The organism is Klebsiella sp. C239, assembly GCF_048822715.1.
Taxonomy (GTDB): domain Bacteria; phylum Pseudomonadota; class Gammaproteobacteria; order Enterobacterales; family Enterobacteriaceae; genus Klebsiella; species Klebsiella quasipneumoniae.
The window spans coordinates 109,166-135,443 of record NZ_JBMEZK010000001.1 but is presented as its reverse complement, the minus strand read 5'-3'; the positions used below and the strand labels follow the sequence as shown (position 1 = coordinate 135,443).

The 26,278-nt window shown below is 59.7% G+C and carries 23 protein-coding genes; 8 read left to right on the top strand and 15 right to left on the bottom strand.

What is annotated here, in order from left to right:
• Window position 1 precedes the first annotated feature (1 nt).
• The 4 genes from ACOI6Z_RS00625 to ACOI6Z_RS00610 all read right to left on the bottom strand — a co-directional run bounded on the left by ACOI6Z_RS00625 (window position 2) and on the right by ACOI6Z_RS00610 (window position 2,494).
• Window positions 2–901, bottom strand: a complete 900-nt coding sequence (locus tag ACOI6Z_RS00625; protein WP_023290600.1) for a Dyp-type peroxidase — start codon at window positions 899–901, stop codon at window positions 2–4.
• Window positions 902–995: 94 nt separating this feature from the next.
• Window positions 996–1,571: an RpoE-regulated lipoprotein gene (locus ACOI6Z_RS00620; protein WP_023290601.1), complete on the bottom strand. Its 576-nt coding sequence runs from the start codon at window positions 1,569–1,571 to the stop codon at window positions 996–998.
• A 61-nt stretch (window positions 1,572–1,632) separates the two neighbouring features.
• Window positions 1,633–2,082, bottom strand: coding sequence for a DUF2919 domain-containing protein (locus ACOI6Z_RS00615; protein WP_032453690.1), 450 nt, complete (start codon window positions 2,080–2,082; stop codon window positions 1,633–1,635).
• Window positions 2,069–2,494 carry a GNAT family acetyltransferase gene (locus ACOI6Z_RS00610; RefSeq protein ID WP_002913637.1) on the bottom strand — a complete coding sequence of 142 codons (426 nt, stop codon included), beginning with the start codon at window positions 2,492–2,494 and terminating at the stop codon, window positions 2,069–2,071. Before ACOI6Z_RS00610 ends, ACOI6Z_RS00615 begins: the two co-directional genes overlap by 14 nt.
• Window positions 2,495–2,705: 211 nt before the next feature.
• On the opposite strand from ACOI6Z_RS00610, the gene amiA reads away from it, so the two are divergent.
• Window positions 2,706–3,578 (top strand): N-acetylmuramoyl-L-alanine amidase AmiA, encoded by an 873-nt coding sequence (amiA, locus tag ACOI6Z_RS00605; RefSeq protein ID WP_004201984.1) that lies wholly within the window; start codon window positions 2,706–2,708, stop codon window positions 3,576–3,578.
• Window positions 3,578–4,477, top strand: coding sequence for an oxygen-dependent coproporphyrinogen oxidase (hemF, locus tag ACOI6Z_RS00600; protein ID WP_065812242.1), 900 nt, complete (start codon window positions 3,578–3,580; stop codon window positions 4,475–4,477). The genes amiA and hemF overlap by 1 nt, the downstream gene beginning before the upstream one ends.
• A 54-nt stretch (window positions 4,478–4,531) precedes the next feature.
• Here the strand turns inward: hemF and maeB are convergent, their stop codons facing one another.
• Window positions 4,532–6,811, bottom strand: coding sequence for an NADP-dependent oxaloacetate-decarboxylating malate dehydrogenase (gene maeB, locus ACOI6Z_RS00595; RefSeq protein WP_064157297.1), 2,280 nt, complete (start codon window positions 6,809–6,811; stop codon window positions 4,532–4,534).
• A 294-nt stretch (window positions 6,812–7,105) separates the two neighbouring features.
• Here maeB and tal point away from each other — a divergent pair, with 294 nt between their 5' ends.
• Window positions 7,106–8,062, top strand: coding sequence for a transaldolase (tal, locus tag ACOI6Z_RS00590; protein WP_023290605.1), 957 nt, complete (start codon window positions 7,106–7,108; stop codon window positions 8,060–8,062).
• A gap of 16 nt (window positions 8,063–8,078) precedes the next feature.
• Window positions 8,079–10,073: a transketolase gene (gene tkt / locus ACOI6Z_RS00585; RefSeq protein WP_420686787.1), complete on the top strand. Its 1,995-nt coding sequence runs from the start codon at window positions 8,079–8,081 to the stop codon at window positions 10,071–10,073.
• On the opposite strand, the gene ACOI6Z_RS00580 is transcribed toward tkt, so the two are convergent.
• From ACOI6Z_RS00580 to aegA, 3 genes are all read right to left on the bottom strand, one after another.
• The gene (locus ACOI6Z_RS00580) at window positions 10,063–11,109 is read right to left on the bottom strand and encodes a DUF1176 domain-containing protein (RefSeq protein WP_023290607.1); all 1,047 of its coding nucleotides are present in this window, start codon (window positions 11,107–11,109) and stop codon (window positions 10,063–10,065) included. The genes tkt and ACOI6Z_RS00580 overlap by 11 nt on opposite strands.
• Before the next feature lie 63 nt (window positions 11,110–11,172).
• Entirely contained in the window at window positions 11,173–11,769 is a 597-nt protein-coding gene (nudK, locus tag ACOI6Z_RS00575; protein WP_002913754.1) for a GDP-mannose pyrophosphatase NudK, read from the bottom strand.
• Window positions 11,770–11,827: 58 nt separating this feature from the next.
• Window positions 11,828–13,810 (bottom strand): formate-dependent uric acid utilization protein AegA, encoded by a 1,983-nt coding sequence (gene aegA / locus ACOI6Z_RS00570; protein WP_065812240.1) that lies wholly within the window; start codon window positions 13,808–13,810, stop codon window positions 11,828–11,830.
• Between the two features lie 376 nt (window positions 13,811–14,186).
• Here aegA and acrD point away from each other — a divergent pair, with 376 nt between their 5' ends.
• Window positions 14,187–17,300 carry a multidrug efflux RND transporter permease AcrD gene (gene acrD / locus ACOI6Z_RS00565; RefSeq protein ID WP_023290609.1) on the top strand — a complete coding sequence of 1,038 codons (3,114 nt, stop codon included), beginning with the start codon at window positions 14,187–14,189 and terminating at the stop codon, window positions 17,298–17,300.
• A gap of 126 nt (window positions 17,301–17,426) precedes the next feature.
• Here acrD and ypfM read toward each other — a convergent pair whose 3' ends face one another.
• Entirely contained in the window at window positions 17,427–17,486 is a 60-nt protein-coding gene (gene ypfM, locus ACOI6Z_RS00560; RefSeq protein WP_100181659.1) for a protein YpfM, read from the bottom strand.
• A gap of 366 nt (window positions 17,487–17,852) precedes the next feature.
• Between ypfM and ACOI6Z_RS00555 the strand changes: the two genes are divergently transcribed.
• Genes ACOI6Z_RS00555 through ACOI6Z_RS00545 form a run of 3 tightly spaced genes read left to right on the top strand, consistent with a single transcriptional unit; the run spans window position 17,853 to window position 19,567 of the window.
• Entirely contained in the window at window positions 17,853–18,206 is a 354-nt protein-coding gene (locus tag ACOI6Z_RS00555; RefSeq protein ID WP_023290610.1) for an ArsC family reductase, read from the top strand.
• Between the two features lie 3 nt (window positions 18,207–18,209).
• Complete coding sequence (gene dapE, locus ACOI6Z_RS00550; RefSeq protein ID WP_048336289.1) at window positions 18,210–19,337, top strand: succinyl-diaminopimelate desuccinylase; 1,128 nt, start codon at window positions 18,210–18,212, stop codon at window positions 19,335–19,337.
• 26 nt (window positions 19,338–19,363) lie between these two features.
• On the top strand, window positions 19,364–19,567 hold the full coding sequence (locus ACOI6Z_RS00545) for a YpfN family protein (RefSeq protein WP_002913768.1): 204 nt from the start codon (window positions 19,364–19,366) through the stop codon (window positions 19,565–19,567).
• 48 nt (window positions 19,568–19,615) lie between these two features.
• Here ACOI6Z_RS00545 and ypfH read toward each other — a convergent pair whose 3' ends face one another.
• The 6 genes from ypfH to dapA form a co-directional block, all read right to left on the bottom strand.
• Window positions 19,616–20,311: an esterase gene (gene ypfH / locus ACOI6Z_RS00540; RefSeq protein WP_023290612.1), complete on the bottom strand. Its 696-nt coding sequence runs from the start codon at window positions 20,309–20,311 to the stop codon at window positions 19,616–19,618.
• Window positions 20,312–20,387: 76 nt separating this feature from the next.
• Window positions 20,388–22,391 carry a tRNA(Met) cytidine acetyltransferase TmcA gene (locus ACOI6Z_RS00535; RefSeq protein WP_065812239.1) on the bottom strand — a complete coding sequence of 668 codons (2,004 nt, stop codon included), beginning with the start codon at window positions 22,389–22,391 and terminating at the stop codon, window positions 20,388–20,390.
• A gap of 9 nt (window positions 22,392–22,400) precedes the next feature.
• Window positions 22,401–23,273, bottom strand: coding sequence for a neutral zinc metallopeptidase (locus ACOI6Z_RS00530; protein WP_023290614.1), 873 nt, complete (start codon window positions 23,271–23,273; stop codon window positions 22,401–22,403).
• A 119-nt stretch (window positions 23,274–23,392) separates the two neighbouring features.
• Window positions 23,393–24,106, bottom strand: coding sequence for a phosphoribosylaminoimidazolesuccinocarboxamide synthase (purC, locus tag ACOI6Z_RS00525; RefSeq protein WP_002913801.1), 714 nt, complete (start codon window positions 24,104–24,106; stop codon window positions 23,393–23,395).
• A 228-nt stretch (window positions 24,107–24,334) separates the two neighbouring features.
• Window positions 24,335–25,369 carry an outer membrane protein assembly factor BamC gene (gene bamC, locus ACOI6Z_RS00520; RefSeq protein WP_023290615.1) on the bottom strand — a complete coding sequence of 345 codons (1,035 nt, stop codon included), beginning with the start codon at window positions 25,367–25,369 and terminating at the stop codon, window positions 24,335–24,337.
• Window positions 25,370–25,385: 16 nt separating this feature from the next.
• Window positions 25,386–26,264 carry a 4-hydroxy-tetrahydrodipicolinate synthase gene (gene dapA / locus ACOI6Z_RS00515; RefSeq protein ID WP_023290616.1) on the bottom strand — a complete coding sequence of 293 codons (879 nt, stop codon included), beginning with the start codon at window positions 26,262–26,264 and terminating at the stop codon, window positions 25,386–25,388.
• Window positions 26,265–26,278: the final 14 nt, after the last annotated feature.

The following is a 26,278-nucleotide window of genomic DNA, read 5'->3' as shown; positions in this document are numbered from 1 at the left end:
ATTACAGCGCCTGAATACGCTCCAGGGACGGCGCGAAGTAATAGCCGCCGGTCACCGGTTTGGTGAAGCGCAGCATCGCGTCGCGTTTGCCGTCGGTATCGCCGAACATGCTCAGCAGCTGCTGCTCGATGTTGTACAGACGCGCGCAGTAGGCGCAAAAATAGAGGCCATGGGTACCGCTGGCGGTGCCATACGGCAGGCTCTGGCGGACGATTTTCAGCCCTTTGCCATCTTCTTTTAAGTCAACGCGGCTCAGGTGAGACGTGACCGGACGTGCGTCGCCATCGATCTCTTCGTTGGCATCCTTGGTGCGGCCAATCATCATCTCCTGATCCGGCACGCTCATGCGGTTCAGCTGTTTGAGATTATGCTCCCAGCGCTGGACGAATACGTAGCTGCCGCCCGCGTCCACGCCGTCTTTGATCACCGCCACTTCACGACGGGTTTCTTCCCCCGCCGGGTTTTCGGTGCCGTCGACGAAGCCGCTGAGGTCACGCTCTTCCACCCAGCGGAAGCCGTGGATCTCTTCTTTCACCTCGATAGCGTCGCCAAAGGCGGCCAGCGCGGCCTGCGCCACCGAGAAGTTCACTTCATGGCGGGCGGATAAAATATGAATCAGCAGGTCATACTGGGTGGATGGCGCCAGCCCTTTGCCGTAGACCGGAAAATCTTTTAACTCCTCCGCCCCTTCGCCGCCGCTCAGCTGACGCCAGACGGTATTGCCGAACGCCACCACCGCACCGAGTTTAGCGTCGGGGAATTTAGCCTGGAAGGTGGCCACGTTATCGACAAAATTTTTGCTCGCTTCGCGCAGGGCGTTAACGTCCCCTTTGATATTGGCTTCAATCCAAATCGCCGCGCGGCAATGTTCCGGCAAAATGCCGCTCTGAACCTGAGACATCGCTCCTCCTGAAATGATGCAACTACAACGCTGTCGCGTTGCTAACGCGCCATTGTAACCGTTTTTCAGGGCCGTCGTGTCTCTTCAGATCAATTTAGCGACGCCAGATAATTTTGCTGACCTTCCAGTTTTTCAGCGTATCGTCGGAGGGCATCAGCTCGTCCGGGCCGCTCCAGTGACCGGTGAAGGCGTAACTGATATGCTGGCTCCCCTCGGCCTGACACTCGACGACCGCGCCATTGTCATTGCTGCCTTTCTGGCAGTTGCCGAAGGCTTTGCTGTACAGGTCGCTGAACGGTGTGCCGATTTTCACGCCGCTGGCGGTTTTGATTTCGGCATCGCGCACGTCAATCCGGCTGATGGCGCCGTTGTCGCCATTGATGGTCAGCGCCACGCTGTTGTCTTTCAGCGCTTCAAAGTAGTGGACGATATTCCCCTTATCGGTCTTCATTCCGCTGCGCAAACGGTAGTCGCTCCCCAGCGCATCGCTAATGGCCTGTTCGTTGAGCGGCGTGGACGCCGTCAGTTTCCCCACCCCCTGCTCGGTCACCTCGGTGGAAGAACCAAACCAGTTCCACGGATAGGCCGCCGACCAGTTGACCGCGCTCATCGTTGAGCAGCCGGTCAGCGCCAGCGGAAGCGCGCAGAGCATTACACGTAGCGATTTCATATCACAATCCTTTCTGAGTCATTCAACGCATGTTGGAGTTCACGATCGGCAAAAAGTGCCATTAAAAGGTGGTCTGGCGAAAACAGGCGCCGAGGCGACGGCTGGTCGCCAGCCACCACAGGGCATAACCATCCGCCGCCAGCAGTCCGATGGTCAGCGAGGAGGGAGATTCGCCGCTCAGCCATAGCATCGGCTGCCACAGCAACAGCAGCACTTGCGATAACACCAGCAGCCAGCGCATCGCCCGCCACAGGCGCGGCAGGCGCTGACGATAGCCGCTAAGCAGAAAGGCCAGCACCGCCGGCACGCCGGGGAGTAGACCGAGCCAGAAGCGGTCGTGATCGGGATAGAACAGATTTAGAATCGCGTCGCCCTGCTGACGCGACGCGCCGGCCATCAAGAACAGCACCCAGGTGCGGGCCTGTAACAACAGCACGCACCAGAAAAGGAAAGGCAGACGCAGACGGCCATGGGCATCAAAATCGGCGGGGATAAACTCAGTATTCTTCATCTTCAATCAGGCGTTTGCCCAGGGTCAGGACATCGGCGTACTCATAGCCCAGCCGCTCGTACATCCCCTGCACCACGTCGTTGTCCTCGCGGACCATAATATTGATTTTCGGGCAGCCGCGAGCAATCAGCTTTTTCTCCAGACGGTTGAGCAGCGCGTTCGCGATCCCCCGACCGCGATATTCAGGATGGACGCCCAGATAGTAGGCCGACCCGCGATGGCCGTCATATCCGCCCATCACCGTACCGACGACTTCGCCGTTCACTTCCGCCACCAGAAACAGGCTGACATCGTGATTCAGCTTGCGCTCAATATCCATCTCCGGATCGTTCCAGGGACGCAGCAGATCGCAACGCTCCCACAGCGTCACAACCTCTTCGAAATCCTGCTGGCGAAAAACGCGAATCTCCATGGTATTCCCCACCATTGACGGTTAAAAACAGTGATTATGGCGCGAATATGACTGATAGCCAATATCAGGCGAAATCAGCGACAAAAAATGGCATAATATGACTTTGTCATGTATTGAAATGAAAAGTAAAACAATTCTTATTTTGAATGGTCGTAACGGCAAACGCGATACGATATAACATTGGACATCACTTGTTTACAATTCAGGCCGAATGAGCACTTTTAAACCCTTAAAAATACTTGCTTCGCGCCGTCAGGTGCTGAAAGCCGGGCTGGCTGCCATGACGCTGAGCGGCGTCACTGCACAGGTCAGCGCAAAAGAGCAGCCACTGAAAACATCAAATGGACACAGCAAACCCGCCGCCAAAAAGGCCGGCGCTCGCCGCATTGTGATGCTCGACCCGGGCCACGGCGGCATCGACACCGGGGCTATCGGCCATAATGGCTCGAAAGAGAAGCATGTGGTGCTGGCGATCGCTAAGAACGTGCGCAGCATCTTGCGCAGCAACGGCATTGACGCCCGCCTGACCCGCACCGGCGATACCTTTATCCCGCTGTATGACCGCGTGGAGATTGCCCATCAGCACGGCGCCGATCTGTTTATGTCGATCCACGCCGATGGCTTCACCAACCCGAGCGCTGCCGGCGCCTCGGTGTTCGCTCTGTCAAACCGCGGCGCCAGTAGCGCCATGGCGAAATACCTCTCCGATCGCGAAAACCGCGCCGACGAGGTCGCCGGTAAGAAAGCGACGGATAAAGACCATCTGCTGCAGCAGGTGCTGTTCGATCTGGTACAGACCGACACCATTAAAAACAGCCTGACGCTGGGCTCGCATATCCTGAAAAAGATCAAGCCGGTGCATAAGCTGCACAGCCGCAATACCGAACAGGCGGCGTTCGTGGTGCTGAAGTCGCCGTCTATACCGTCCGTGCTGGTGGAAACCTCGTTCATTACGAACCCGAACGAGGAAAAACTGCTCGGCACCACCGCCTTCCGGCAGAAAATCGCCACCGCGATTGCCAACGGCATTATCAGCTATTTCCACTGGTTCGATAACCAGAAAGCCCATTCGAAGAGACGTTAATGAAACCCGATGCCGCGCAGGTTAAAACTTTTCTGCTCCAGCTGCAGGACAGCCTCTGTCAGCAGCTAAGCGCCGTGGATGGCGCGCCGTTTATTGAAGACGCCTGGCAGCGGGAAGGCGGCGGCGGCGGACGCAGCCGGGTGCTGCGCGACGGCAATGTGTTCGAGCAGGCGGGGGTCAACTTTTCCCATGTCCATGGCGACGCCATGCCAGCCTCCGCCACCGCCCACCGCCCGGAGCTGGCCGGACGCAGCTTTGAAGCCATGGGCGTCTCGCTGGTGGTCCATCCGCTGAACCCCTATGTGCCCACCAGCCACGCCAACGTGCGGTTCTTTATTGCCGAAAAGCCTGGCGCCGAGCCGGTGTGGTGGTTCGGCGGCGGCTTTGATTTAACCCCTTACTACGGCTTTGAAGAGGATGCCGTCCACTGGCATCGTACCGCCAGCGATCTGTGTCTGCCGTTCGGCGAAGCCGTCTATCCGCGCTATAAAAAATGGTGCGATGAGTATTTCTATCTGAAGCACCGCCAGGAACAGCGCGGGATTGGCGGTCTGTTCTTTGACGACCTGAACACCCCGGATTTTGACCACTGCTTCGCCTTTATGCAGGCAGTGGGTAACGGTTACGCTGACGCCTATTTACCCATCGTCGAACGCCGAAAAGCCACGCCGTACGGCGAGCGTGAGCGCCATTTTCAGCTCTATCGCCGCGGCCGCTACGTCGAATTCAATCTGGTCTGGGACCGTGGCACCCTGTTCGGTCTGCAGACCGGCGGTAGGACGGAATCTATTCTGATGTCGATGCCGCCGCTGGTGCGCTGGGAATATGATTACCAGCCGGAGGCCGGCAGCCCTGAGGCGGCGCTGAACGAGTTTATTAAAGTGAAAGCCTGGATCTGAGCGACGCCAAATCAGACCAAAAAGCCCCGGAGTACCGGGGCTTTTTTATGACGTTTACAGCGGTTCGGTTTGCGCTTCGACAACCGCCAGCGCCACCATATTCACGATGCGACGCACAGAGGCGATCGGCGTCAGGATATGCACCGGCTTCGCTACCCCCATCAGCACCGGCCCGACGGTGACCCCTTCCGAACTGGAGACGCGCAGCAGGTTATAGCTGATCCGGGCGGCTTCCATATTCGGCATCACCAGAATATTGGCCGACCCCTTCAGCGGGCTGTCCGGCATGCGATCGTTGCGAATGCTTTCCACCAGCGCGGCGTCGCCATGCATTTCGCCATCGATCATCAGCTCCGGCGCGCGCGCCTTCACCAGCTCAAGGGTTCTGCGCATCTTGCTGGCGGACGGGCAGTCGGCAGAGCCAAAGTTGGAATGCGACAGCAACGCCACCCGCGGTTCGATACCAAAGCGACGCACGCTTTCCGCCGCCATCAGGGTGATCTCCGCCAGCTCTTCCGGCGATGGATCGTGATTGACATAGGTGTCGGCGATAAAGGTGTTGCCGCTCGGCAGCAGCAGCGCGTTCATCGCCCCGGCGGTGCTGACGCCGTCGCGATAGCCGAACAGCGGCTGCACCACGCGGTAGTGGTCGTGGTACTCGCCAATGGTGCCGCAGATCATCGCATCCGCTTCGCCACGGTGAACCATGATGGCGCCAATCACCGTGGTGTTGCTAATCACCGCCCGCTGCGCCTGCTCCTGGGTAATGCCGCGGCGTTTCATCAGCTGGTAGTACTCGCTCCAGTACTCTTTAAACCGCGGGTCGGATTCATTATTGACGATCTCGAAGTCAACGCCGGCCTTGATCTGCAGGCCCAGCTTCTGGATGCGCATTTCAATCACGCTCGGGCGCCCCACCAGAATCGGTTTGGCCAGCCCCAGCGACACCAGCTCCTGGGTGGCGTGCAGCACCCGGGTCTCCTCCCCTTCCGCCAGCACCACGCGCTTCGGCTCTTTGCGCGCTTGAGAGAAGATAGGCTTCATAAACAGGTTGGTCTTATAGACGAACTCGCTCAGCTTCTCGATATAGGCGTCAAAATCAGCGATCGGGCGCGTCGCCACGCCGGAGTCCATCGCCGCCTTCGCCACCGCGGGGGCGATCTTGACGATCAGCCGCGGATCGAACGGTTTCGGAATAATGTAGTCCGGGCCAAAGCTTAAATCCTGATCGCCGTAGGCGGAGGCCACCACTTCGCTCTGCTCGGCGTGGGCCAGCTCGGCAATGGCATGCACCGCCGCCAGCTTCATCTCTTCGTTGATCGCCGTCGCGCCGACGTCCAGCGCGCCGCGGAAGATGAACGGGAAGCAGAGGACGTTGTTGACCTGGTTAGGGTAGTCGGAGCGGCCGGTGCAGATGATGGCGTCATCGCGGACCTGCTTCGCCAGCGGCGGCAGAATTTCCGGCTCCGGGTTGGCCAGGGCGAGGATCAGCGGCGCGCGCGCCATCTTCTTCACCATCTCCGGGGTCAGCACTTTCGGACCAGAGCAGCCGAGGAAAATGTCCGCGCCGTCGATCACGTCATCGAGGGTGCGTTTGCCGTCGTCTTCCACCGCGTAGGCCGCTTTGGTTTCCGCCATGTTCGGCTCACGACCCTTGTAGATAACGCCTTTCGAATCGCAGACCACGATGTTGTGCTTTTGCATCCCCAGCGCCACCAGCAGGTTCATGCAGGCGATAGCCGCCGCCCCCGCGCCGGAGACCACCATCCGCACGTCGGACAGATTCTTCTCAACGACGCGCAGGCCGTTGAGGATCGCCGCGGTGCTGATGATCGCCGTGCCGTGCTGATCGTCATGGAACACCGGAATATTCATCCGCTCGCGTAGCTGCTGCTCGATGTAGAAACACTCCGGCGCTTTAATATCTTCGAGGTTGATGCCGCCGAAGGTCGGCTCGAGGGCGGCAACGACGTTAATGAATTTGTCCGGGTCCAGCTCATCGACTTCGATATCAAACACATCGATGCCGGCAAATTTCTTAAACAGGACGCCTTTGCCCTCCATTACCGGTTTGCCGGCCAGGGCGCCGATGTTGCCAAGCCCCAGCACCGCGGTGCCGTTGGAGACGACCGCCACCAGGTTGCCGCGGGCGGTATATTTGTAGGCCGCCAGCGGATCTTTTTCGATTTCCAGACAGGGGGCCGCGACGCCCGGCGAGTAGGCCAGCGCCAGATCGCGCTGGGTGGCGAGAGGTTTGGTCGGCGAGACCTGGATTTTTCCGGGAACCGGAAATTCGTGGAAGTCGAGGGCGCTCTGTTTTAACTGCTCATCCATTTTATATTCCTTTCTTTCACGTATCGTTCGTAGGGAAAAAGCGTGATGACCATCCTGTCGTTCACCTTTCAGTGGCAGACAGTATCCCTCCTGGCGGGGCGATAAACTTTGAACACCGCCAAACTCTGGCCATCGCTATGATCTGGTTGTTATCAATTTATAGCGGTTATGTTACCCGGATTCGCCGCCAATAATAGCCCCGTCTGCTATGCTTTTTGGTTATGTACCTCATCAATATTTATACCGCATACCGGCAAGCACTCATGTAACACCTTGTTCCAGGAGGACTTATCCATGAATCAGCTAGACAGTATTAAACAGTTCACCACCGTGGTCGCCGACAGCGGCGACATCGAATCCATCCGCCACTACCATCCGGAAGATGCCACCACCAACCCCTCCCTGCTGCTGAAGGCCGCCGGGCTGGCGTCCTATAGCGGACTCATCGACGACGCGATCGCCTGGGCCAAAAAGCAAGGAGGCAGCCGCGAAGCGCAGGTAACTCATGCCTGCGATAAGCTGGCGGTCAATTTTGGCGCGGAGATCCTCAAAAGCATTCCTGGCCGTGTCTCCACCGAGGTGGACGCCCGGCTCTCCTTCAACCGGGAGAAGAGTATCGAGAAGGCGCGCCATCTGGTGGCGCTGTATCAGGAGATGGGCATTGATAAGTCACGGATCCTGATCAAGCTGGCCTCCACCTGGGAGGGGATCCGCGCCGCCGAAACGCTGGAAAAAGAGGGGATCCACTGCAACCTGACGCTGCTGTTTTCCTTCGCCCAGGCCCGGGCCTGCGCCGAAGCCGGGGTCTATCTGATCTCCCCTTTCGTCGGGCGTATTTATGACTGGTATCAGGCGCGCAAACCGCTGGATCCTTACGTGGTTGAGGAAGATCCAGGGGTGAAATCCGTGCGCAATATCTATGACTACTTCAAACAGCATAAATACAACACCATCGTGATGGGCGCCAGCTTCCGCCGCACCGAGCAGATCCTCGCCCTGGTCGGCTGCGACCGCCTGACCATCGCCCCGCCTTTATTAAAAGAGCTGCAGGCCAGCGACGCCCCGGTGGTGCGCAAACTGATCCCTGCCAGCCAGATCCTGCCGCGCCCGGTGCCGCTCAGCGAGGCGGAGTTCCGCTGGGAACATAATCAGGATCCTATGGCGGTCGAAAAGCTGGCGGAGGGTATCCGCCTGTTCGCCGTCGATCAACGCAAACTGGAAGATCTGCTTGCCGCCAAACTGTCACTTTAGTCTCACGGAGAAAACTATGTCCCGAAGAGAGCTTGCCAACGCCATCCGCGCCCTGAGTATGGACGCGGTGCAGAAAGCCAATTCCGGCCACCCCGGTGCGCCAATGGGGATGGCAGATATTGCCGAAGTGCTGTGGAACGATTTTCTTAAGCACAATCCGCAGAACCCTGGCTGGGTGGACCGCGACCGCTTTATTCTGTCCAACGGCCACGCGTCGATGCTGCTCTACAGTCTGCTGCACCTGACCGGCTACGATCTGCCGCTGTCAGAGCTGAAGCAGTTCCGCCAGCTGCACTCCAAAACGCCGGGTCACCCGGAGCATGGCTATACCCCCGGGGTGGAGACCACCACCGGCCCGCTGGGCCAGGGGCTGGCGAACGCCGTCGGTATGGCCATTGCCGAACGCACCCTGGCGGCGCAGTTTAACCGCCCCGGTCATGAGATTATCGACCATCACACCTGGGTTTTCATGGGCGATGGCTGTCTGATGGAGGGGATCTCCCATGAGGCCTGTTCGCTGGCAGGCACGCTCGGACTGGGCAAGCTGATCGGTTTTTACGATCACAACGGCATCTCCATCGACGGCAAAACCGAAGGCTGGTTTTCCGACGATACAGCGGAACGCTTCCGCGCCTACCACTGGCATGTGATCGGCGATATCGACGGCCACGATCCGCAGGCCATCAAACAGGCCATTACGGAAGCGCAGGCGGTGAAAGATAAGCCGTCGCTGATCATCTGTCGGACCATCATCGGCTTCGGTTCGCCCAACAAAGCCGGCTCAGAGGAGTCGCACGGCGCGGCGCTGGGTGAAAAAGAGGTGGCCCTGGCCCGCCAGCAGCTGGGCTGGAAATATCTGCCCTTTGAGATCCCGAAAGAGATTTATCAGGGTTGGGATGCGCGGCCACGCGGCGAAAAAGCCGAGCACGCCTGGAACGAGAAATTCGCCGCCTACCAGCAGCAGTTCCCGGAACTGGCCGCTGAGCTGACCCGTCGCATGGCAGGCGCCCTGCCGGAGGATTTTGCCGCGACGGCGCGTGACTACGTGGCGAAGCTGCAGGCCGAGCCGGCGAAGATCGCCAGCCGTAAAGCCTCGCAGAATGCGCTGAACGCGTACGGCCCGCACCTCCCGGAGCTGCTGGGCGGTTCGGCGGATCTCGCGCCGAGTAACCTGACCATCTGGTCTGGCTCGACATCGATTAAAGAGGATGCCGCCGGCAACTATATCCACTACGGCGTGCGCGAATTCGGCATGACCGCGGTGGCCAACGGCATCGCCCTGCACGGGGGCTTCATTCCCTATACCTCGACCTTTCTGATGTTTGTGGAATACGCCCGCAACGCCGCGCGCATGGCGGCCCTGATGAAGGCCCGGCAGATCATGGTCTATACCCATGACTCCATTGGTCTTGGGGAAGACGGTCCGACCCACCAGGCGGTGGAACAGCTGGCCAGTCTGCGGCTGACGCCCAACTTCAGCACCTGGCGCCCTTGCGACCAGGTGGAGACCGCCGTCGCCTGGCAGGCGGCCATCGCGCGTCAGGGCGGACCGACGGCACTGATCTTGTCGCGACAAAACCTGGCGCAGATGCCGCGTACCCCGCAACAGGTTCAGGATATCGCCCGGGGCGGCTACGTGCTGAAGGATGCCGGCGGCAAACCCGACCTGATCCTCATCGCCACCGGCTCGGAAGTGGAAATCACCGTCCTGGCGGCGGAAAAACTGTTGGCCAACGGAGTGAATGTGCGGGTGGTTTCGCTCCCCTCCACCGACGTGTTTGACGCTCAGGACGAGTCCTGGCGCGAGTCGGTGCTGCCGTCGGACGTCAGCGCCCGGGTGGCCGTCGAGGCCGGGATAGCGGACTACTGGTATAAATATGTCGGCTTAAAAGGCAAGATCGTCGGCATGACCGGCTACGGTGAATCCGCCCCGGCGGAGCAGCTGTTCCCGTTCTTTGGCTTTACGGTCGACCATATCGTCGCCACCGCCGAACAGGTGCTTAACGGGTGATCCACAGCGTGGGCCAGGCATCTGGCCCCTGCCAGTTGTCGCACGTCGGCTGCTGTGCGTAACGGGAGAGGCTGAACCGCTGGCCGTCAAAACGCCAGCGGGTCTGGATCCCGCAATCGCCAGACGCGCGCCCCTTGTCCAGGGTCACCAGCTCATGACGACGGTCATCATAGCTGGCGTTAATCAGCTCAATCTCCCGCGGCGCCTCGCCGGGCGGCTGAAATGGCAGCGTCAGCCGCACCTGACGGGCGACATACGGGCGCTGGCGGGAGACCAGCCAGGCCAGCCAGACGGTGTTGTACGCCCCGGATTCACAGCTGGTCATCAGCAGCACTTTGTCATCCGTCAGCGCAGTGACGCGAATTTCGCGGCGGAACGGATCGAGGGAGCAGTTGCTGTTGCTCATCCGCTCATTGCCGTAATCCATCAGATCGTTGAGTTCATCACGTCCCAGCGGCGACTGCGCCGTGACCGCGCTCGCCACCGCGCGCAGCGCCGGCGCCGGCGGTACGCTGAGCGGCGGCTCCTCCCCTTTGCCGACCCAGGCCGTTTCGCTGCCCACCCGCTTTTGCCGGGCATCGATAAATAACAGGGCCGCTTTTAGCCCCTGCAGGGAGATGGTCTGCAGGCCGTTGGCCAGCGAGAGGGTTTTTCCCTCCTGGACCCGCTGAAGGAAGGCATCGATCGTCACGCTGTCGTCGGTTTTAATGAGTTTATCTTCAATGCGCCAGCGCTTGTCGGTCAGGGACAGCGGTTTACCATCCAGCAGCAGGCGCGGCGCTATCGGCGCGAGCGTCGCCACCGGATTGCCGGTGCCGCCCAGTTCGATACGCAGGCTGGCGTCAGTAGCGGCCCCGGCGCTGCGGCTGAGGGTCATCACCAGACCATAATGCAGCCCCACGTTGCGGGTGACGCAGAAATTTTGGTTATTACAGGTGACCTGCCAGTCGTTGAAGCGCTGCTGCGCCGGTGCCGACCATGCCTGTGAGCAAGGCAGCACCGCCAGAAAGAGGAAAAAAATGATGCGAAAAAGCATGAACCGCCCGACCCCAGATAAACCCGACCACGGCGCCTATCCTGGACAACGGCAGCCGCTGACTCAATCGGATTTGTCAGAGTTCCCCGACATCAGGCCGGAGGTTTGCAGATACTGCAGCAGAATGACCGCTTTCCCGTCGCGGATCTCCCCATCAGCGACCATCTGTAGCGCCTGGCTAAAGGGCAGCTCCAGCACCTCGATGGCTTCGTCATCCACCCCGCCGCCGCTGGTGGTTCGCTGGGCGTCGCTGTACTCGGCGATAAAGAAATGCACCACTTCGGTGACGCCGCCTGGCGACATAAACAGCTCAAACAGCTTTCGCACCTCGCCCACTTCATAGCCGGTCTCTTCCACCGCCTCTTTCCGAATGCAGGCCTCCGGCTCGTCGTTGTCCAGCAGCCCGGCGCAGGTTTCAATCAGCATGCCGTCATGATTACCATTGACCCAAGTGGCGACCCGGAACTGACGCACCAGGACCACCGTCTGCTTATGGCGGTTATACAGCAGCACGGTGGCGCCATTGCCGCGATCGTAGACCTCGCGTTTGTGGCGCACGACGCTGCCGTCCGCCCGCGTCAGCTCATAGGTCATGTTGCGTAGTACGAACCAGTTCTCAGAGAGGATTTTATCTTTAATGACGTGAATATTGAGTGACATACCGACCCCACAGCGTAAAAGGACGCCCTCATACTACGCTGCGGAGCCGGGTTTGTCGTCAGTGAAGCGGCGTCGTTTTCAGCCCCAGATAGTCAAGGATCCCCTGCGCCGCATGACGGCCTTCCGCCATCGCCGTTACCACCAGGTCGGCGCCGCGCACGGCATCGCCGCCGGCGAAGATCTTCTCCTGACTGGTCTGATAACGGTAACGGCTCTCCACTCCGGCTTTAATCCGCCCCTGGCTGTCCAGCGCCACCCCGGCCGCTTCCAGCCAGGGCATGCGGTGCGGGTGGAAGCCAAAGGCCATGATCACCGCCTCTGCCGGCTTAACAAACTCGCTGCCGGGGATCGGCGTCGGGCGGCGTCTTCCGCCGGCGTCCGGAGCGCCAAGCTCGGTGCGCAAAAAGCGAACCCCGTTCACCCGTCCGTTCTCGTCCAGCTCAAGCGTCACCGGCTGGACATTAAACTCAAAGAGCGCCCCCTCTTCGCGGGCGTTTTTGACCTCTTTTTTCGAGCCCGGCATGTTGGCTTCATCCCGCCGATAGGCGCAAGTCACCTGGCGGGCGCCATGGCGCAGCGCGGTGCGCACGCAGTCCATCGCCGTATCGCCGCCCCCCAGCACCACCACGTTCAGCCCGGCGGTGTTGACATAAGGCTCCTGCGCCGATTCCGCCAGCCCCATCACCTGTTTGGTGTTGGCGATAAGAAACGGCAGCGCATCGTAGACCCCGGGCGCCTCTTCATTCGGCAGGCCGGCCTTCATGGAGCGATAGGTTCCGGCGCCGACGAACACCGCGTCATACTCAGCCAGCAGCGTCGCCAGGGGGATATCTTTCCCCACCTCGCAGTTGAGCTCAAAGTGGACGCCCATCTCGCAGAAAATCGCCCGCCGCCGGGCCAACAGTGACTTATCCAGCTTGAACGCCGGAATGCCGAAGGTCAGCAGGCCGCCGATCTCCGGATGACGGTCAAAGACCACCGGCTGTACGCCGTGGCGCACCAGCACATCGGCGCAGGCCAGCCCGGCCGGTCCGGCGCCGATAATCGCCACCCGTTTGCCGCTCGGCTTAACCTGCGAGAGGTCCGGACGCCAGCCGCTGGCCAGCGCCTGGTCGGATATAAATCGCTCAATATTGCCGATGGTGACCGCGCCGCTTTCATCGCGCAGGGTGCAGGCGCCCTCACACAGCCGGTCCTGAGGGCAGACGCGGCCGGTGATCTCCGGCAGACAGTTGGTCTGATGGGACAGGGCGACCGCGGCGGCGATATCCCCTGCCTTCACCAGCTCGACCCACTGCGGAATGTGGTTATGCAGTGGACAGGTCCATTCACAGATGCTGTGTTCTCCACATTTCAGGCAGCGGGCGGCCTGCTGCCGGGCCTGCGTCGGGGTGAACGGCTGATAGATCTCCTCAAAGTGGCTCTTACGCGCCTCCGCCGCCAGCTTATCCGGCTCTCCGCGCGGCGGCGTCATCGCCATTTGCATGGCCTTCTCGCCAGCGTCGGGCTGCCTGGCGGGGGCCGCGCCGCGCTGCCACGGCTGCGCCTCCTGGCAGGCCGACCGCAGACGCCGCTGCCTGGCCAGCGTGGTCAATGTCTCATCGTCGGCGAGGCTCAGCGCCTGCGCCGGACAGTTTTCCACACAGGCCGGTCCCGCCTCGCGGCCCGCGCACAGATCGCATTTTTGCGCGCTGGCTTTCACCTGGCCTGCGGCCTGCGGCGTGACCACGACCTGCATCACCCCGAACGGGCAGGCCACCATGCAGGATTTACAGCCAATGCATTTCTCCTGACAGACCTGAACGCTGTCGCCAGTCTGGGCGATGGCGCCGTTGGGGCAGCTGCGGAGGCAGGGGGCGTCTTCGCAGTGGCGGCAGGTGATGGCGTTACGCTGCCCTTCTGCTTTAATCACGGTGATACGGGGCAAAAAGCGCTGCGGGGTCAGCGCATGTTGCTCCTCGTTATGCGCCATTACGCAGGCCACTTCGCAGGCCTGGCAACCGATACATTTTCGGCTATCGCTCAATATAAAGTGGTTCATGGCTTCCTTTTGTCTTATTGGTGAATAACCCCTTAATGCGCATGCCTATTTATTACCCGACAAGACGAGGCCGGAACAATGTTCATTTGCCCAGGATACCCTTTTTCTGGAAAGAATCCGTTTTGGATCAATTTTTTTGACTTAAATGAAATCAGGTTTCACACCGGCAAGGAATAATGCGTCCCCAGGTGCTGCGGGCGAAGCGGAGTGGCCGACCCGGCGGCAGGAAAGTTCGATGTTTCTTTACGATACGGCAAAAGCAACATGATAAATTACACTATCTCCTTAATTTCTCCACGATTGCCGGAGGCGCTGGGGCTAAAGTGGCACAGGCTGTGCAATAACAAGAACATGTGCATATGAGGTTTTTATTCTGATGGCGAATTTCTTTATCGATCGCCCCATTTTTGCGTGGGTGCTGGCAATCCTGTTATGCCTGACGGGCACCCTTGCCATTTTGTCGCTACCGGTTGAACAGTATCCCGATCTGGCCCCGCCGAATGTGCGGGTCACGGCCAACTATCCCGGCGCTTCCGCGCAAACCCTGGAGAATACCGTCACCCAGGTTATCGAACAGAATATGACCGGCCTCGATAACCTGATGTATATGTCATCCCAGAGCAGCGCCACCGGCCAGGCGACCATCACCCTCAGTTTTACCGCCGGTACCGACCCGGACGAAGCCGTGCAGCAGGTGCAAAACCAGCTGCAGTCGGCGATGCGTAAACTGCCGCAGGCGGTGCAAAACCAGGGGGTAACGGTGCGCAAGACTGGCGATACCAATATCCTGACCCTCGCCTTCGTCTCCACCGACGGCAGTATGGATAAACAGGATATCGCCGACTACGTCGCCAGTAACATTCAGGACCCGCTCAGCCGCGTCAACGGCGTAGGGGATATCGACGCCTACGGCTCGCAATACTCAATGCGCATCTGGCTCGATCCGGCAAAGCTCAATAGCTTCCAGCTGACCACCAAGGATGTTACCGACGCCATCAGTTCGCAGAACGCCCAGATTGCCGTCGGCCAGCTCGGCGGCACGCCTTCCGTCGATAAGCAGGCGCTGAACGCCACCATCAACTCGCAATCTCTGCTGCAAACCCCGGAGCAGTTTCGCAATATCACCCTGCGCGTCAATCAGGATGGTTCAGAGGTGACCCTCGGCGATGTCGCTACCGTGGAGATGGGGGCGGAGAAGTACGACTATCTTAGCCGCTATAACCGCCAGGCCGCCTCTGGCCTGGGAATTAAGCTCGCCTCCGGCGCCAACGAAATGGCCACCGCGGAGCGCGTGATCGCTCGCCTCAATGAGCTGTCGCAGTATTTCCCGCACGGGCTGGAATATAAAGTCGCCTACGAGACCACCTCCTTCGTGAAGGCTTCCATTACCGACGTGGTGAAAACCCTGCTGGAGGCGATCCTGCTGGTTTTCCTCGTGATGTATCTGTTCCTGCAGAACTTCCGCGCCACCCTGATCCCGACCATCGCCGTGCCGGTGGTGCTGATGGGCACCTTCGCGGTGCTTTATGCCTGTGGCTACAGCATCAACACCCTGACGATGTTCGCGATGGTGCTGGCTATCGGCCTGCTGGTGGATGACGCCATCGTGGTGGTGGAAAACGTTGAGCGCATCATGAGCGAGGAAGGCCTGTCGCCGCGGGAAGCCACCCGCAAATCGATGGGACAAATTCAGGGCGCGCTGGTGGGGATCGCGATGGTGCTGTCGGCGGTGTTTGTGCCGATGGCCTTCTTCGGCGGCACCACCGGCGCTATCTATCGCCAGTTCTCAATTACTATCGTCGCGGCGATGGTCCTCTCGGTGCTGGTGGCCATGATCCTCACCCCGGCCCTTTGCGCCACCCTGCTCAAACCGGTTAAGCCAGGTGAATCTCATGAGAGAAAAGGCTTCTTCGGCTGGTTCAACCGCACCTTTAACCGCAGCGCCAGCCGCTATGAAACCTTCGTCGGCAAAATTCTTCATCGCTCGCTGCGCTGGATGCTGATCTACGTCGTTCTGCTCGGCGGGATGGTGTTCCTGTTCCTGCATCTGCCCACCTCATTCCTGCCGCTGGAGGATCGGGGAATGTTCACCACCTCGGTACAGTTGCCGAGCGGCAGCACCCAACAGCAGACGCTGAAAGTGGTGCAGAAAGCGGAAGATTACTTCCTCAATAACGAGAGGCAAAATGTGGAGTCGGTGTTCGCTACCGTTGGCTCCGGCCCCGGCGGCAACGGGCAGAACGTAGCCCGTATGTTCGTGCGCCTCAAAGACTGGGACCAGCGCGATCCGCAAACCGGCTCCTCCTTTGCCATTATTGAACGCGCCACCAAAGCGTTTAATCAGATCAACGAAGCCCGGGTCATCGCCAGCAGCCCGCCGGCGATCAGCGGCCTCGGCAGTTCGGCAGGCTTCGATATGGAGCTGGAAGATCACGCCGGTAAGGGGCACGATGCGCTGATGGCGGCGCGCGATACGCTGCTTGAGCTGGCGGGTAAAAACCCGCTGTTGACCCGGGTCCGGCATAACGGGCTCGACGACAGCCCGCAGCTGCAGGTCGATATCGATCAGCGTAAAGCTCAGGCGCTGGGCGTCTCCATTGACGACATCAACGATACGCTGCAAACCGCGTGGGGGTCGAGCTACGTCAACGACTTTATGGATCGCGGGAGGGTGAAGAAAGTCTACGTCCAGGCGGCGGCGAAATATCGGATGCTGCCTGACGATATCAATCTCTGGTACGTCCGCAACAGCAGCGGCACGATGGTGCCGTTCTCGGCCTTCGCCACCTCACGCTGGGAGACCGGCTCCCCGCGTCTGGAGCGCTACAATGGCTATTCGGCGGTGGAGATCGTCGGTGAGGCGGCGCCGGGCATCAGTACCGGTACCGCGATGGACATGATGGAGAAACTGGCCGCGCAGCTGCCAACCGGCTTTGGCCTCGAATGGACCGCCATGTCCTATCAGGAACGCCTCTCCGGCGCTCAGGCGCCGGCCCTGTACGCGATTTCTCTGCTGGTGGTGTTCCTGTGCCTGGCGGCGCTGTACGAGAGCTGGTCGGTGCCGTTCTCGGTGATGCTGGTGGTCCCGCTCGGGGTGATTGGCGCCCTGCTGGCGACCTGGATGCGCGGCCTGGAGAATGACGTTTACTTCCAGGTGGGCCTGTTGACGGTGATCGGCCTGTCGGCGAAAAACGCCATTCTGATCGTCGAGTTCGCCAATGAGCTCAACGAGAAAGGCCAGGATCTGCTCAGCGCCACGCTGTCGGCCTGCCGTCAGCGCCTGCGCCCCATTCTGATGACCTCGCTGGCGTTTATCTTCGGCGTCCTGCCGATGGCCACCAGCACCGGAGCCGGCTCCGGCAGCCAGCATGCGGTCGGTACCGGGGTGATGGGCGGGATGATCTCCGCCACCGTGCTGGCCATCTTTTTCGTACCGCTGTTCTTTGTGCTGGTGCGCCGCCGCTTTCCGCTGAAGGAGCGTCCGCAATAAACCGTCGGGCGTCGGCGGCGAGCCGGAATAACAGAAAAGGCGACCTGATGGTCGCCTTCTTTATGTGTTCAGAACCATGACGCGCTTATTTACGTCGCGTTATTCCCCTGCTCACATTGCGGAAATTTATTTACGAAGCATGCCTTCAATAAAATCTTTCCAGTTCCCCAGTTCATGTTCAATCATAATAGCCTCTCTTATTATTATGGTCGATTCTATATAACTTCATTGCTGATGGGAAGTTGAGCTCCCCTATTGCTCTGATTGTCTTGTGGACCGCTGACAGAGATAAAACCTCTGGTTGCCGCCACTATGCCGTCTCGTTTGTAAAAATTATGTGACGCAGAGCACCATCAGGCAACATTTTCGTAATATTGTTAGTGCCCTCACATCATGCCCGCGACTGGGCGAATTTTAATCACCCGAAAACATGGCATAAGATACCCGGTAAAAAGTTATATTTATTCATCTGAATCACGTATTATTTCAATAAGGCTTATATATTCGGAAATATCTGAGTTAACCGCTTAATTGAATGTTAAAGGTTTATCTATGCTCACCATGTACGGAATTAAAAACTGCGATACCATTAAAAAAGCCCGCCGCTGGCTGGAAGCGCATCAGATTGACTATCGCTTCCATGACTACCGCGCCGATGGCCTCGACCGCGCGCAACTGGATACCTTTATTGCCGAACTGGGCTGGCAGGCGCTGCTGAACACCCGCGGCACCACCTGGCGCAAGCTGGACGAATCGCTGCGCAACAGCATCGATAATGCCGATGCCGCCGCCGCGTTGATGCTGGAAATGCCAGCGATTATCAAACGGCCATTGCTCTGCGCGCCCGGTCGTCCTATGCTGCTGGGTTTTAGTGAAGCAAGTTATCAGCAGTTTAACGAGGTATAGTCTATGTCTTGCCCGGTCATTGAGCTGGCTCAGCAGCTTATTCGCCGCCCTTCCCTTAGCCCCGATGATGCGGGATGCCAGGCGTTAATGATTGAACGCCTGCGTGCGATCGGCTTTACCGTTGAACCGATGGATTTCGGCGATACGCAGAACTTCTGGGCCTGGCGCGGCCACGGCGAGACGCTGGCCTTCGCCGGCCACACCGACGTGGTCCCGGCAGGCGACGCCGACCGCTGGATCAATCCGCCGTTCGAACCCACCATCCGCGACGGGATGCTGTTTGGCCGCGGGGCGGCGGATATGAAAGGCTCGCTGGCGGCGATGGTGGTTGCCGCTGAGCGTTTTGTCGCGCAGTACCCGAACCACCGGGGCCGGCTGGCGTTTTTGATTACCTCTGATGAAGAGGCCAGCGCCAAAAACGGCACCGTCAAAGTGGTGGAGACGCTGATGGCGCGTAACGAGCGTCTGGACTACTGTCTGGTCGGCGAACCCTCCAGTACCGAAGTGGTCGGCGATGTGGTGAAAAACGGCCGTCGCGGCTCGCTGACCTGCAATCTGACCATTCACGGCGTACAGGGCCATGTCGCCTATCCGCACCTTGCCGATAACCCCGTCCATCGCGCGGCGCCGATGCTGGCGGAGCTGGTCAATATCGAGTGGGATAAAGGCAATGAATACTTCCCGCCGACCAGCATGCAGATTGCCAACGTGCAGTCCGGCACCGGCAGCAACAACGTGATCCCTGGCGATATGTTCGTCCAGTTCAACTTCCGCTTCAGTACGGAACTGACGGATGAGATGATCAAAGCCCGGGTGGTCGCCCTGCTGGAAAAATACCAGCTGCGTTACAGCGTGGAGTGGTGGCTCTCCGGCCAGCCGTTCCTCACCGGACGGGGCAAGCTGGTGGATGCGGTCGTCAACGCGATTGAGCACTATAATGAGATCAAACCGCAGCTGTTAACCAACGGCGGCACCTCAGACGGACGGTTTATCGCGCGCATGGGGGCGCAGGTGGTAGAGCTGGGCCCGGTGAACGCCACGATTCACAAAATTAATGAATGTGTGAACGCCGCCGACCTGCAGCTGCTGGCGCGGATGTATCAACGCGTAATGGAACAGCTGGTCGCCTGACGTACTGACGTAAAGAGGAAGCGCGCATGGAATGGCTTATTAAACACTGGTGGATTCTGGTGCTGGTCTTTTTGGTGGGGGTAATTATCAACGTGATTAAAGATCTGAACCGCGTTGACCACAAAAAATTCCTCAACAACAAACCCGATCTGCCGCCGCACCGTGATTTTAACGATAAATGGGATGACGACGACGACTGGCCGAAGCACGACCAGTCGAAGAAACCGTAAGTTTGCCTTTATCGCGGTACCGCCCGCCTGTAACCCCGCCCGCCGGGGTTACAGCATTTCGATGATATCGTCCCCTTTCGGCGTACTGCCGCTCAGCGCCTCATCAAAATAGTGCTTCGGCACGGTATAGCGCAGTCGCTCAATCGCAAACTGCATGCTGCGATCGTCGATGGCATGCCCCAGATCGTCAACAATATCTAAAGTCACGTCGCCCCCCGCCTGCAACAACGCCTCCTGAGCCGACACCGCCCACGCCAGATCGATAACCCGATCGTCACCACCGTGGATCAGGTGAATAGTGGTGGCCGTCGTTGCAGTGACCGGCAGCGTCGCGTAGCGGCCATTAAAGGCGATCACCCGCGAAGCCAGATCCGGCGCTGCTTTGATGCTCTCCAGCGACATGATCGCCCCCTGAGAGAAGCCGATCAGCGCGGTGGCCAGCGGGCTGACGCCGCTCTTTTCCTGCCAGTAGCGCACAATGTCAATAAAGGTCGGCATAATGGCGTCGATACGCTGCTGACGATTCTCTTCCGTCACTCCCTGCACCGAAAACCACTGCCGGCCGTTGGGACCGCAAGGCTCCACCCCGCCAATGCTAACGATCAGCGCATCAGGAAACTGCGGCGCGAACCAGCTGCCAATTTGCCCCATGGAGACCGGGTTATCCCCCACGCCATGAAACAGCAGCAACAGCTGTTGCGCAGGCGTTGCAGGGCTTTGAACAATAAAATGATCGTGTTTCATGGCTGTCTCCTTTGTGTATGCGGGCAGTGTACGCCGCTCGCCAGATATGACCATGCCATTTAACTGAATGAGTTAGTTAAAAAAATTGCAGGTGCGCTACCTGCAGACGCAGCGCCTCAGCGCGCGCTGCATCGAGGAAGCGCAAAGCGTCAGCGGCCTCCTGACGCCATCTCGCCAGCAGCGCTTTACGCCCTGTTAGCTGCAGCGCGGCGCAGAGTTCGGCCTCTTCTTCCCCCTGCAGGCGCCCGCGCAGCGCCGGCAACGGCATGTCGACCTGCATCAGCAGACGATTGAGGCAACCCAGCGCCGCGGCCAGCGGGCGATGGGCGAAGGCAAAGCTGGCCGCTTCCAGCCAGTCCTCATCACTAAGCATAGCCCCTGAAACGGCCGGCAGCGGCGCGGGCGCGTCCCGCCACGGGCGCAGCCAGTATTCATCGCGTTGTAGCCGCTGCGCCTCCCGCTGCGCGAGCTGATGCCCCGCTGCACTCAGCGGGAACAGAGCCATCGCGGTATAGCATCCGCTGCTGGCCTCGCGATGAGTGCCCAGCCGCACGAGGATAAACCCGCAGCGTTGCCAGAAGCGCCACAGCTCAGGGGTATAGCCAAAGCTGACGGAGAGATAGTCATAACCTGCGGCATCGGCGGCGATATCCGCGATCATCTGCTGCCCCAGCCCTTCGCGCTGGCGGGCGGGGTGGACGGCGATCCGACTGACCCGCAGCCCGCGCAGCGTCGCCGCGAGGGGACTGCCGCCATGCGCCGCCAGCGACTGGGCGACCAGGTTCCCTCGCGGCCGGCGAAAACCCGCCCACACCGCCCGGCTGAGTTCAGGAGAAAGTCCCCCCTCGGCCACCAGCCACAGCGCGCCCGCCACCGCGCCGCCGGCGCGTGCGCAGCGGAAAGCCTGGCCCGGCGCGTCCATCATGCGCCGCAGATCGAGAGGAGAAGTGCGGTAATGCGCCCCGGACAACAGCTGGTACATCGCCTCCGGCAGCGCCGGCCGCGTTTGCCAGCTGGACTGATCGACCTCTTCCACGGCAACCTCCCCCGTCGGCGCATCGCGAAATGCCTCATCGCTGAAGATCAGCAGCTGACTGATGGCTGACTCCAGCGGGCAGCCCACTGCCCAGCGGATCGGCGCGCTCAGGCTGAACGACTGCAGATGGGGCAGGCTGGCGCAAAATTTCAGCAGGAACCCGCGCCCGGTGCCCTCATAACCCTGCACCGTCGTGGTGAGTAGCGTGCGGGGAAAACGGCTTACCAGCTGCCGGAGAAGCGGAGCCGGAATGGCCGCGGCCTCATCGACAATCAGCCAGGACGCCGTTTCTTTCGACGACAGCAGCGCATCAGGCGCCATAAAGCGAAACGCCTCGCCGGCAAAGCTCGCCAGCACATCGACGGCGCTGCGGGTCGGGGCGGTAACGATGGCCTCGCCCGCGAGCTGGCGCAGCAACATGCCCGCGAGGGCGGATTTGCCTCGCCCTCGTTCAGCCGTCACCGCCGCGATACCGGGCGGTAGACGCAACAATTGCGCAAGGATCACCGCCTGTTCGGCCAGCGGGTGACCCTCGGCGGGATGCCAGTCAGGGCGCGGGACGGCCAGCGGGAGCCGCGGTGAGTCCGACTGCCGCCAGAGCAGCACATCGGGGTCGGCGATAAACTGCCGACAGCAGCGGAGAACAAAGTGGGGAGTAGAGATCGGGTCGGGCGTATCGCTCCAGCGCAGGGAGTCCTCATCCACCCGGGACGGCCAGTCGGCGAAGGGGGGCGTCAGCAGCACCAGCCAGCTTCCCGCCCGCAGGGTACCGCTCAGGGCCGCCAGGGCGGCTACATCAAATCCGCGCCGGGCATCGAAAAAGGCGTGCATGACTTCCCGCCCCAGCAGCGTCTTCAGGGCGCCAGGCGCCACCCCGGGCGCGAAAACCGGCTCGGGGCCCACCCACAGGCCATCGCCAGCGAGCCTCTCCCGCAGCGCCTGCGCCTGCTGCAGCGTCCAGGCCTCGTCGCCGCTGAGTACCAGCAGGCGGCGAATACCCTCCCGCTCCATCTGCGCGGTGAGGTCAAGCAGCGCGTCCATCATCGGTGGCGATTACAGGGCGCTGCCGAAGGTGTTGCACTGCGCCGGGTCGCCGCTGTCGAAACCGCGTTTGAACCAGGTGTAGCGCTGTTTTGACGTGCCGTGGGTAAAGCTGTCCGGTACCACCCGACCCTGGCTCTGCTGCTGCAGACGGTCGTCGCCGATGGCCTCGGCGGCGTTCAGCGCCTCCTGCAGATCGCCGGTTTCCAGAATATCCTGCTGCTGCATATTATGGCCCCAGACGCCGGCGAAGCAGTCTGCCTGCAGCTCCATCTTAACCGACAGCCGGTTGGCTTCGGCCTCGGTGGCATGCTGCTGTTGCTGGCGGACCTTCGGCTCAATGCCCAGCAGTTTTTGTACGTGATGACCCACTTCATGGGCAATGACGTACCCCTGGGCAAAGTCGCCGTCGGCGCCCAGTTTATTTTTCATCTCATCGTAGAATGACAGGTCGATATAGACCGTGCTGTCGGCAGGACAGTAGAACGGCCCCATCACCGACTGGCCGGTACCGCAGCCGGTACGGGTCGCGCCGCGGTAGAGCACCAGCTTTGGCTGGGGGTACTGGCGGCCCATCTTTTCAAAGATCGGTCCCCAGGTATCTTCGGTGGTGGCTAGGATCACCGAAGTAAACTTCGCCGCTTCATCGTCTTTTGGACTGATTGAGCGCTGCGTGGAGGTCTGCTGCTGCGGCATCGGTTCGCCGGTCAGCATGCCGGTCAAATCCACGCCGTAATAGCCTGCCACCAGCACAATAATCAGCAGCACAATGCCGCCCTTCCCGCTCGGCAGCCGGAAGCCGCCGCCCCCGCCGCCAAACGGCGAGCCCGATTGACCGCGTCGATCTTCAACATTGTCGCTTTCGCGACGCCCTTGCCAGCGCATAAGCACCTCATTCCCTGTTATGTATCAATAGCAGAGATCGTAGGCGGTTCAGCGCAGGATTACCACAGGAAACAGCAAGAGACGCCAGAAGATGAGACCATCTTCTGGCGGCGGGCGAGTTAGTCGAGCTTAACGCCCAGGCGGTGAGCCACTTCTTCGTAGGCTTCGATCAGGCCGCCAAGGCTCTGGCGGAAGCGGTCTTTGTCCATTTTATCAAGGGTGTTTTTGTCCCACAGGCGGCTGCCGTCCGGCGAAAACTCATCGCCCAGCACCACTTCGCCTTTGAACAGACCAAACTCCAGCTTAAAGTCCACCAGAATCAGACCGGCGTCATCGAACAATTTTTTCAGCACGTCGTTGGCTTTGTAGGTCAGCTCGCGCATACGCGCCAGATTCTCTTTGCTCACCCAGCCGAAGGTTTCGCAGTAGGAGTCGTTGACCATCGGATCGTGCATGGCATCGTTTTTCAGGAACAGATCGAACAGCGGCGGATTCAGCTCGATACCTTCTTCAATGCCTAAACGTTTTACCAGCGAGCCTGCCGCACGGTTACGCACCACGCACTCCACCGGCACCATATCCAGTTTTTTCACCAGGCATTCGGTATCGGAGAGCAGCGCTTCCATCTGGGTAGGGATGCCCGCTTCTGCCAGTTTGCTCATAATGAAGTGGTTGAACTTGTTATTCACCATGCCTTTACGATCGAACTGCTCGATGCGCGCGCCATCACCTGCTGACGTATCGTTACGGAATTCCAGTACCAGCAGGTCCGGATTATCGGTGCTGTATACTGTCTTCGCCTTACCACGATACAACTCAGCTTGCTTTTTCATCTTTCACTACTCCAGTGATATTGAGCCTAAAAATACGTTTCCACCTATACACAAAATCATTCAAAGTGCATCGAGGCGGCAACTGAGCGAATCCCCAGGAGCTTACAAAAGTAAGTGACTGGGTTGAACGAAGGCGGCCAACAAAGAGGCAATTTGAAGGATGATGTGTATACGCACACGTTTGCGTCACTATATATTAAAAGGGCCGGATTGCTCCAGCCCTTTTGATTACTTGTTAAATGCGGCCTGGAATACGGCTACCAGAGCGTCATTTTGCGACTGCGTCAGGGTGTGGCCTTTCGGGTCGATGAACTGCAGGCTACTGCGGTTATCGAGGTCGCCGACCTGAAGTTTGTAGTCACCGGAGACCAGCTGCGGGTCGCGTGCGCCCAGCTCCTGCCAACTGCTGTCAGACAGCGGCTTGTAGGTCAGCGCCATGCTGCCCTGAGAGCGCGTGCTGTCGGTCACTTTCATCCCCACTTTCTCGAGGGCGCCCGGCAGACGCTGCCACACCATGTTAAACGGCGCGCGAACGACGAGCATTGGCAGGCCAGTATCGTCGGCAGCGCTCTGCACGTCGAAGGTGGCGCCCGCGCTGCGCTGAGCGGCGTTCTGGGCGCTGGTGGCGTTCATGTCCAGGCCTTCCGAAATGACGTTCAGCATGGCGGTGCTGTAGCGCTGCAGTGACGCCGGATCGGCAACCGGTTTACCCGCCTGCTCCAGATTCACCAGCTTGACCACAACCGCTTGCTGATAGCCCTGCGGTTTGACGGAGATTTGATAACGACCGCGATACTGCTGATCTTCATCAAGACGGTTCCACTCAACCCAGTCGGTGTTCAGCGTCTGGCTCGCATCATCGCGCTTGGCGATAACGTAGTTCTTCGACTGAAGAATGCTGGTAACCTGCGCCCACAGCGAACCGCTGCGGCCGTTTTCGACCATCAGCGTCGCGGTATCGCCGTTGAACTGGGTGCGGGCGCCGCTAACCAATGCCAGCGGCTGCGCCGGCGGGCGAATGTCCAGCGCCTTGCCGACCGCGCCGGTGCTGTTGGCCACCGGAATGTTGTAATCACCCACCTGAATCGGCAGGATCATCCCCGCCGGCGCGTGAAGTTCGCTCAACGGTGACGCCTGTAAATAGGCCTCATCACCGCTCACCTGACGCTTATAGCGCGAGTCGGAACTACAGGCCGCGAGGAGTAGAACCAGCGAAACACCCGCAACCTTCGCCAGGCGCGACTTCTGTACTGAGTAAGCCATCAAATCTCCCTAAACTTTACAGCAAACCGGCATGCTTCAGCGCGGCGGTAACGGCTTCACGACCCTGGTCGGTGATAGGCGTCATCGGCAAGCGCAGCGTATCGGTCGCCACAAGACCCAACGCCTTGCATCCCCATTTCACCGGGATAGGATTGGGTTCGACAAATAATTTTGTATGCAATGGCATCAGACGCTGGTTAATCGCCCGGGCTTCGGCAAATTGACCCGCCAGCGCCAGACGGCACATGTCGGCCATTTCGCGCGCCGCCACGTTGGCGGTAACGGAAATCACGCCCACGCCGCCGAGCTGCATAAAGTCCATACCGGTCGCATCGTCACCGCTCAGCAGAATAAAGTCGTCTGAAACCAGCTCTTTGATCTGGTGAACACGACTTAAGTTCCCTGTTGCTTCCTTAATACCGACAATATTTTTAATTTGCGCCAGACGGCCAACGGTTTCCGGCAGCATATCGCAACCGGTACGGGACGGCACATTATACAGAATTTGCGGCAGGTCAGTATGTTCGGCGATAGCTTTAAAGTGCTGGAACAGGCCTTCCTGGGTCGGACGGTTATAATAAGGAGTGACCGTCAGGCAGCCGACTACGCCGCTATCGTTAAAACGTTTGGTCAGGCTAATCGCCTCTGCGGTTGCATTGGCTCCCGTTCCCGCGATAACCGGGATACGCCCGTCAGCCAGTTCCAGCGTCATCATCACCACGTCGCCATGCTCTTCATGGCTCAGCGTTGCGGATTCACCGGTAGTCCCTACCGAAACGATCGCCGAGGTTCCGTTGGCGACATGGTAATCAATCAGTTTTTTCAGGCTTGTCCGGCAGACATTACCGTTTTCATCCATCGGCGTGACAAGCGCTACAATACTTCCCGTGAACATGGGCCATCCTCAGA

Coding starts and splice junctions, on each gene's coding strand:
- ACOI6Z_RS00535 (WP_065812239.1), bottom strand. CDS start 22,391: ATGATGGACGCGCTGCTTGACCTCACCGCGCAGATGGAGCGGGAGGGT.
- ACOI6Z_RS00620 (WP_023290601.1), bottom strand. CDS start 1,571: ATGAAATCGCTACGTGTAATGCTCTGCGCGCTTCCGCTGGCGCTGACC.
- nudK (WP_002913754.1), bottom strand. CDS start 11,769: ATGTCACTCAATATTCACGTCATTAAAGATAAAATCCTCTCTGAGAAC.
- amiA (WP_004201984.1), top strand. CDS start 2,706: ATGAGCACTTTTAAACCCTTAAAAATACTTGCTTCGCGCCGTCAGGTG.
- ACOI6Z_RS00530 (WP_023290614.1), bottom strand. CDS start 23,273: ATGCGCTGGCAAGGGCGTCGCGAAAGCGACAATGTTGAAGATCGACGC.
- tal (WP_023290605.1), top strand. CDS start 7,106: ATGAATCAGCTAGACAGTATTAAACAGTTCACCACCGTGGTCGCCGAC.
- ACOI6Z_RS00555 (WP_023290610.1), top strand. CDS start 17,853: ATGCTCACCATGTACGGAATTAAAAACTGCGATACCATTAAAAAAGCC.
- tkt (WP_420686787.1), top strand. CDS start 8,079: ATGTCCCGAAGAGAGCTTGCCAACGCCATCCGCGCCCTGAGTATGGAC.
- ACOI6Z_RS00545 (WP_002913768.1), top strand. CDS start 19,364: ATGGAATGGCTTATTAAACACTGGTGGATTCTGGTGCTGGTCTTTTTG.
- ypfH (WP_023290612.1), bottom strand. CDS start 20,311: ATGAAACACGATCATTTTATTGTTCAAAGCCCTGCAACGCCTGCGCAA.
- hemF (WP_065812242.1), top strand. CDS start 3,578: ATGAAACCCGATGCCGCGCAGGTTAAAACTTTTCTGCTCCAGCTGCAG.
- maeB (WP_064157297.1), bottom strand. CDS start 6,811: ATGGATGAGCAGTTAAAACAGAGCGCCCTCGACTTCCACGAATTTCCG.
- aegA (WP_065812240.1), bottom strand. CDS start 13,810: ATGAACCACTTTATATTGAGCGATAGCCGAAAATGTATCGGTTGCCAG.
- acrD (WP_023290609.1), top strand. CDS start 14,187: ATGGCGAATTTCTTTATCGATCGCCCCATTTTTGCGTGGGTGCTGGCA.
- purC (WP_002913801.1), bottom strand. CDS start 24,106: ATGAAAAAGCAAGCTGAGTTGTATCGTGGTAAGGCGAAGACAGTATAC.
- bamC (WP_023290615.1), bottom strand. CDS start 25,369: ATGGCTTACTCAGTACAGAAGTCGCGCCTGGCGAAGGTTGCGGGTGTT.
- ACOI6Z_RS00615 (WP_032453690.1), bottom strand. CDS start 2,082: ATGAAGAATACTGAGTTTATCCCCGCCGATTTTGATGCCCATGGCCGT.
- dapA (WP_023290616.1), bottom strand. CDS start 26,264: ATGTTCACGGGAAGTATTGTAGCGCTTGTCACGCCGATGGATGAAAAC.
- dapE (WP_048336289.1), top strand. CDS start 18,210: ATGTCTTGCCCGGTCATTGAGCTGGCTCAGCAGCTTATTCGCCGCCCT.
- ACOI6Z_RS00625 (WP_023290600.1), bottom strand. CDS start 901: ATGTCTCAGGTTCAGAGCGGCATTTTGCCGGAACATTGCCGCGCGGCG.
- ACOI6Z_RS00580 (WP_023290607.1), bottom strand. CDS start 11,109: ATGCTTTTTCGCATCATTTTTTTCCTCTTTCTGGCGGTGCTGCCTTGC.
- ACOI6Z_RS00610 (WP_002913637.1), bottom strand. CDS start 2,494: ATGGAGATTCGCGTTTTTCGCCAGCAGGATTTCGAAGAGGTTGTGACG.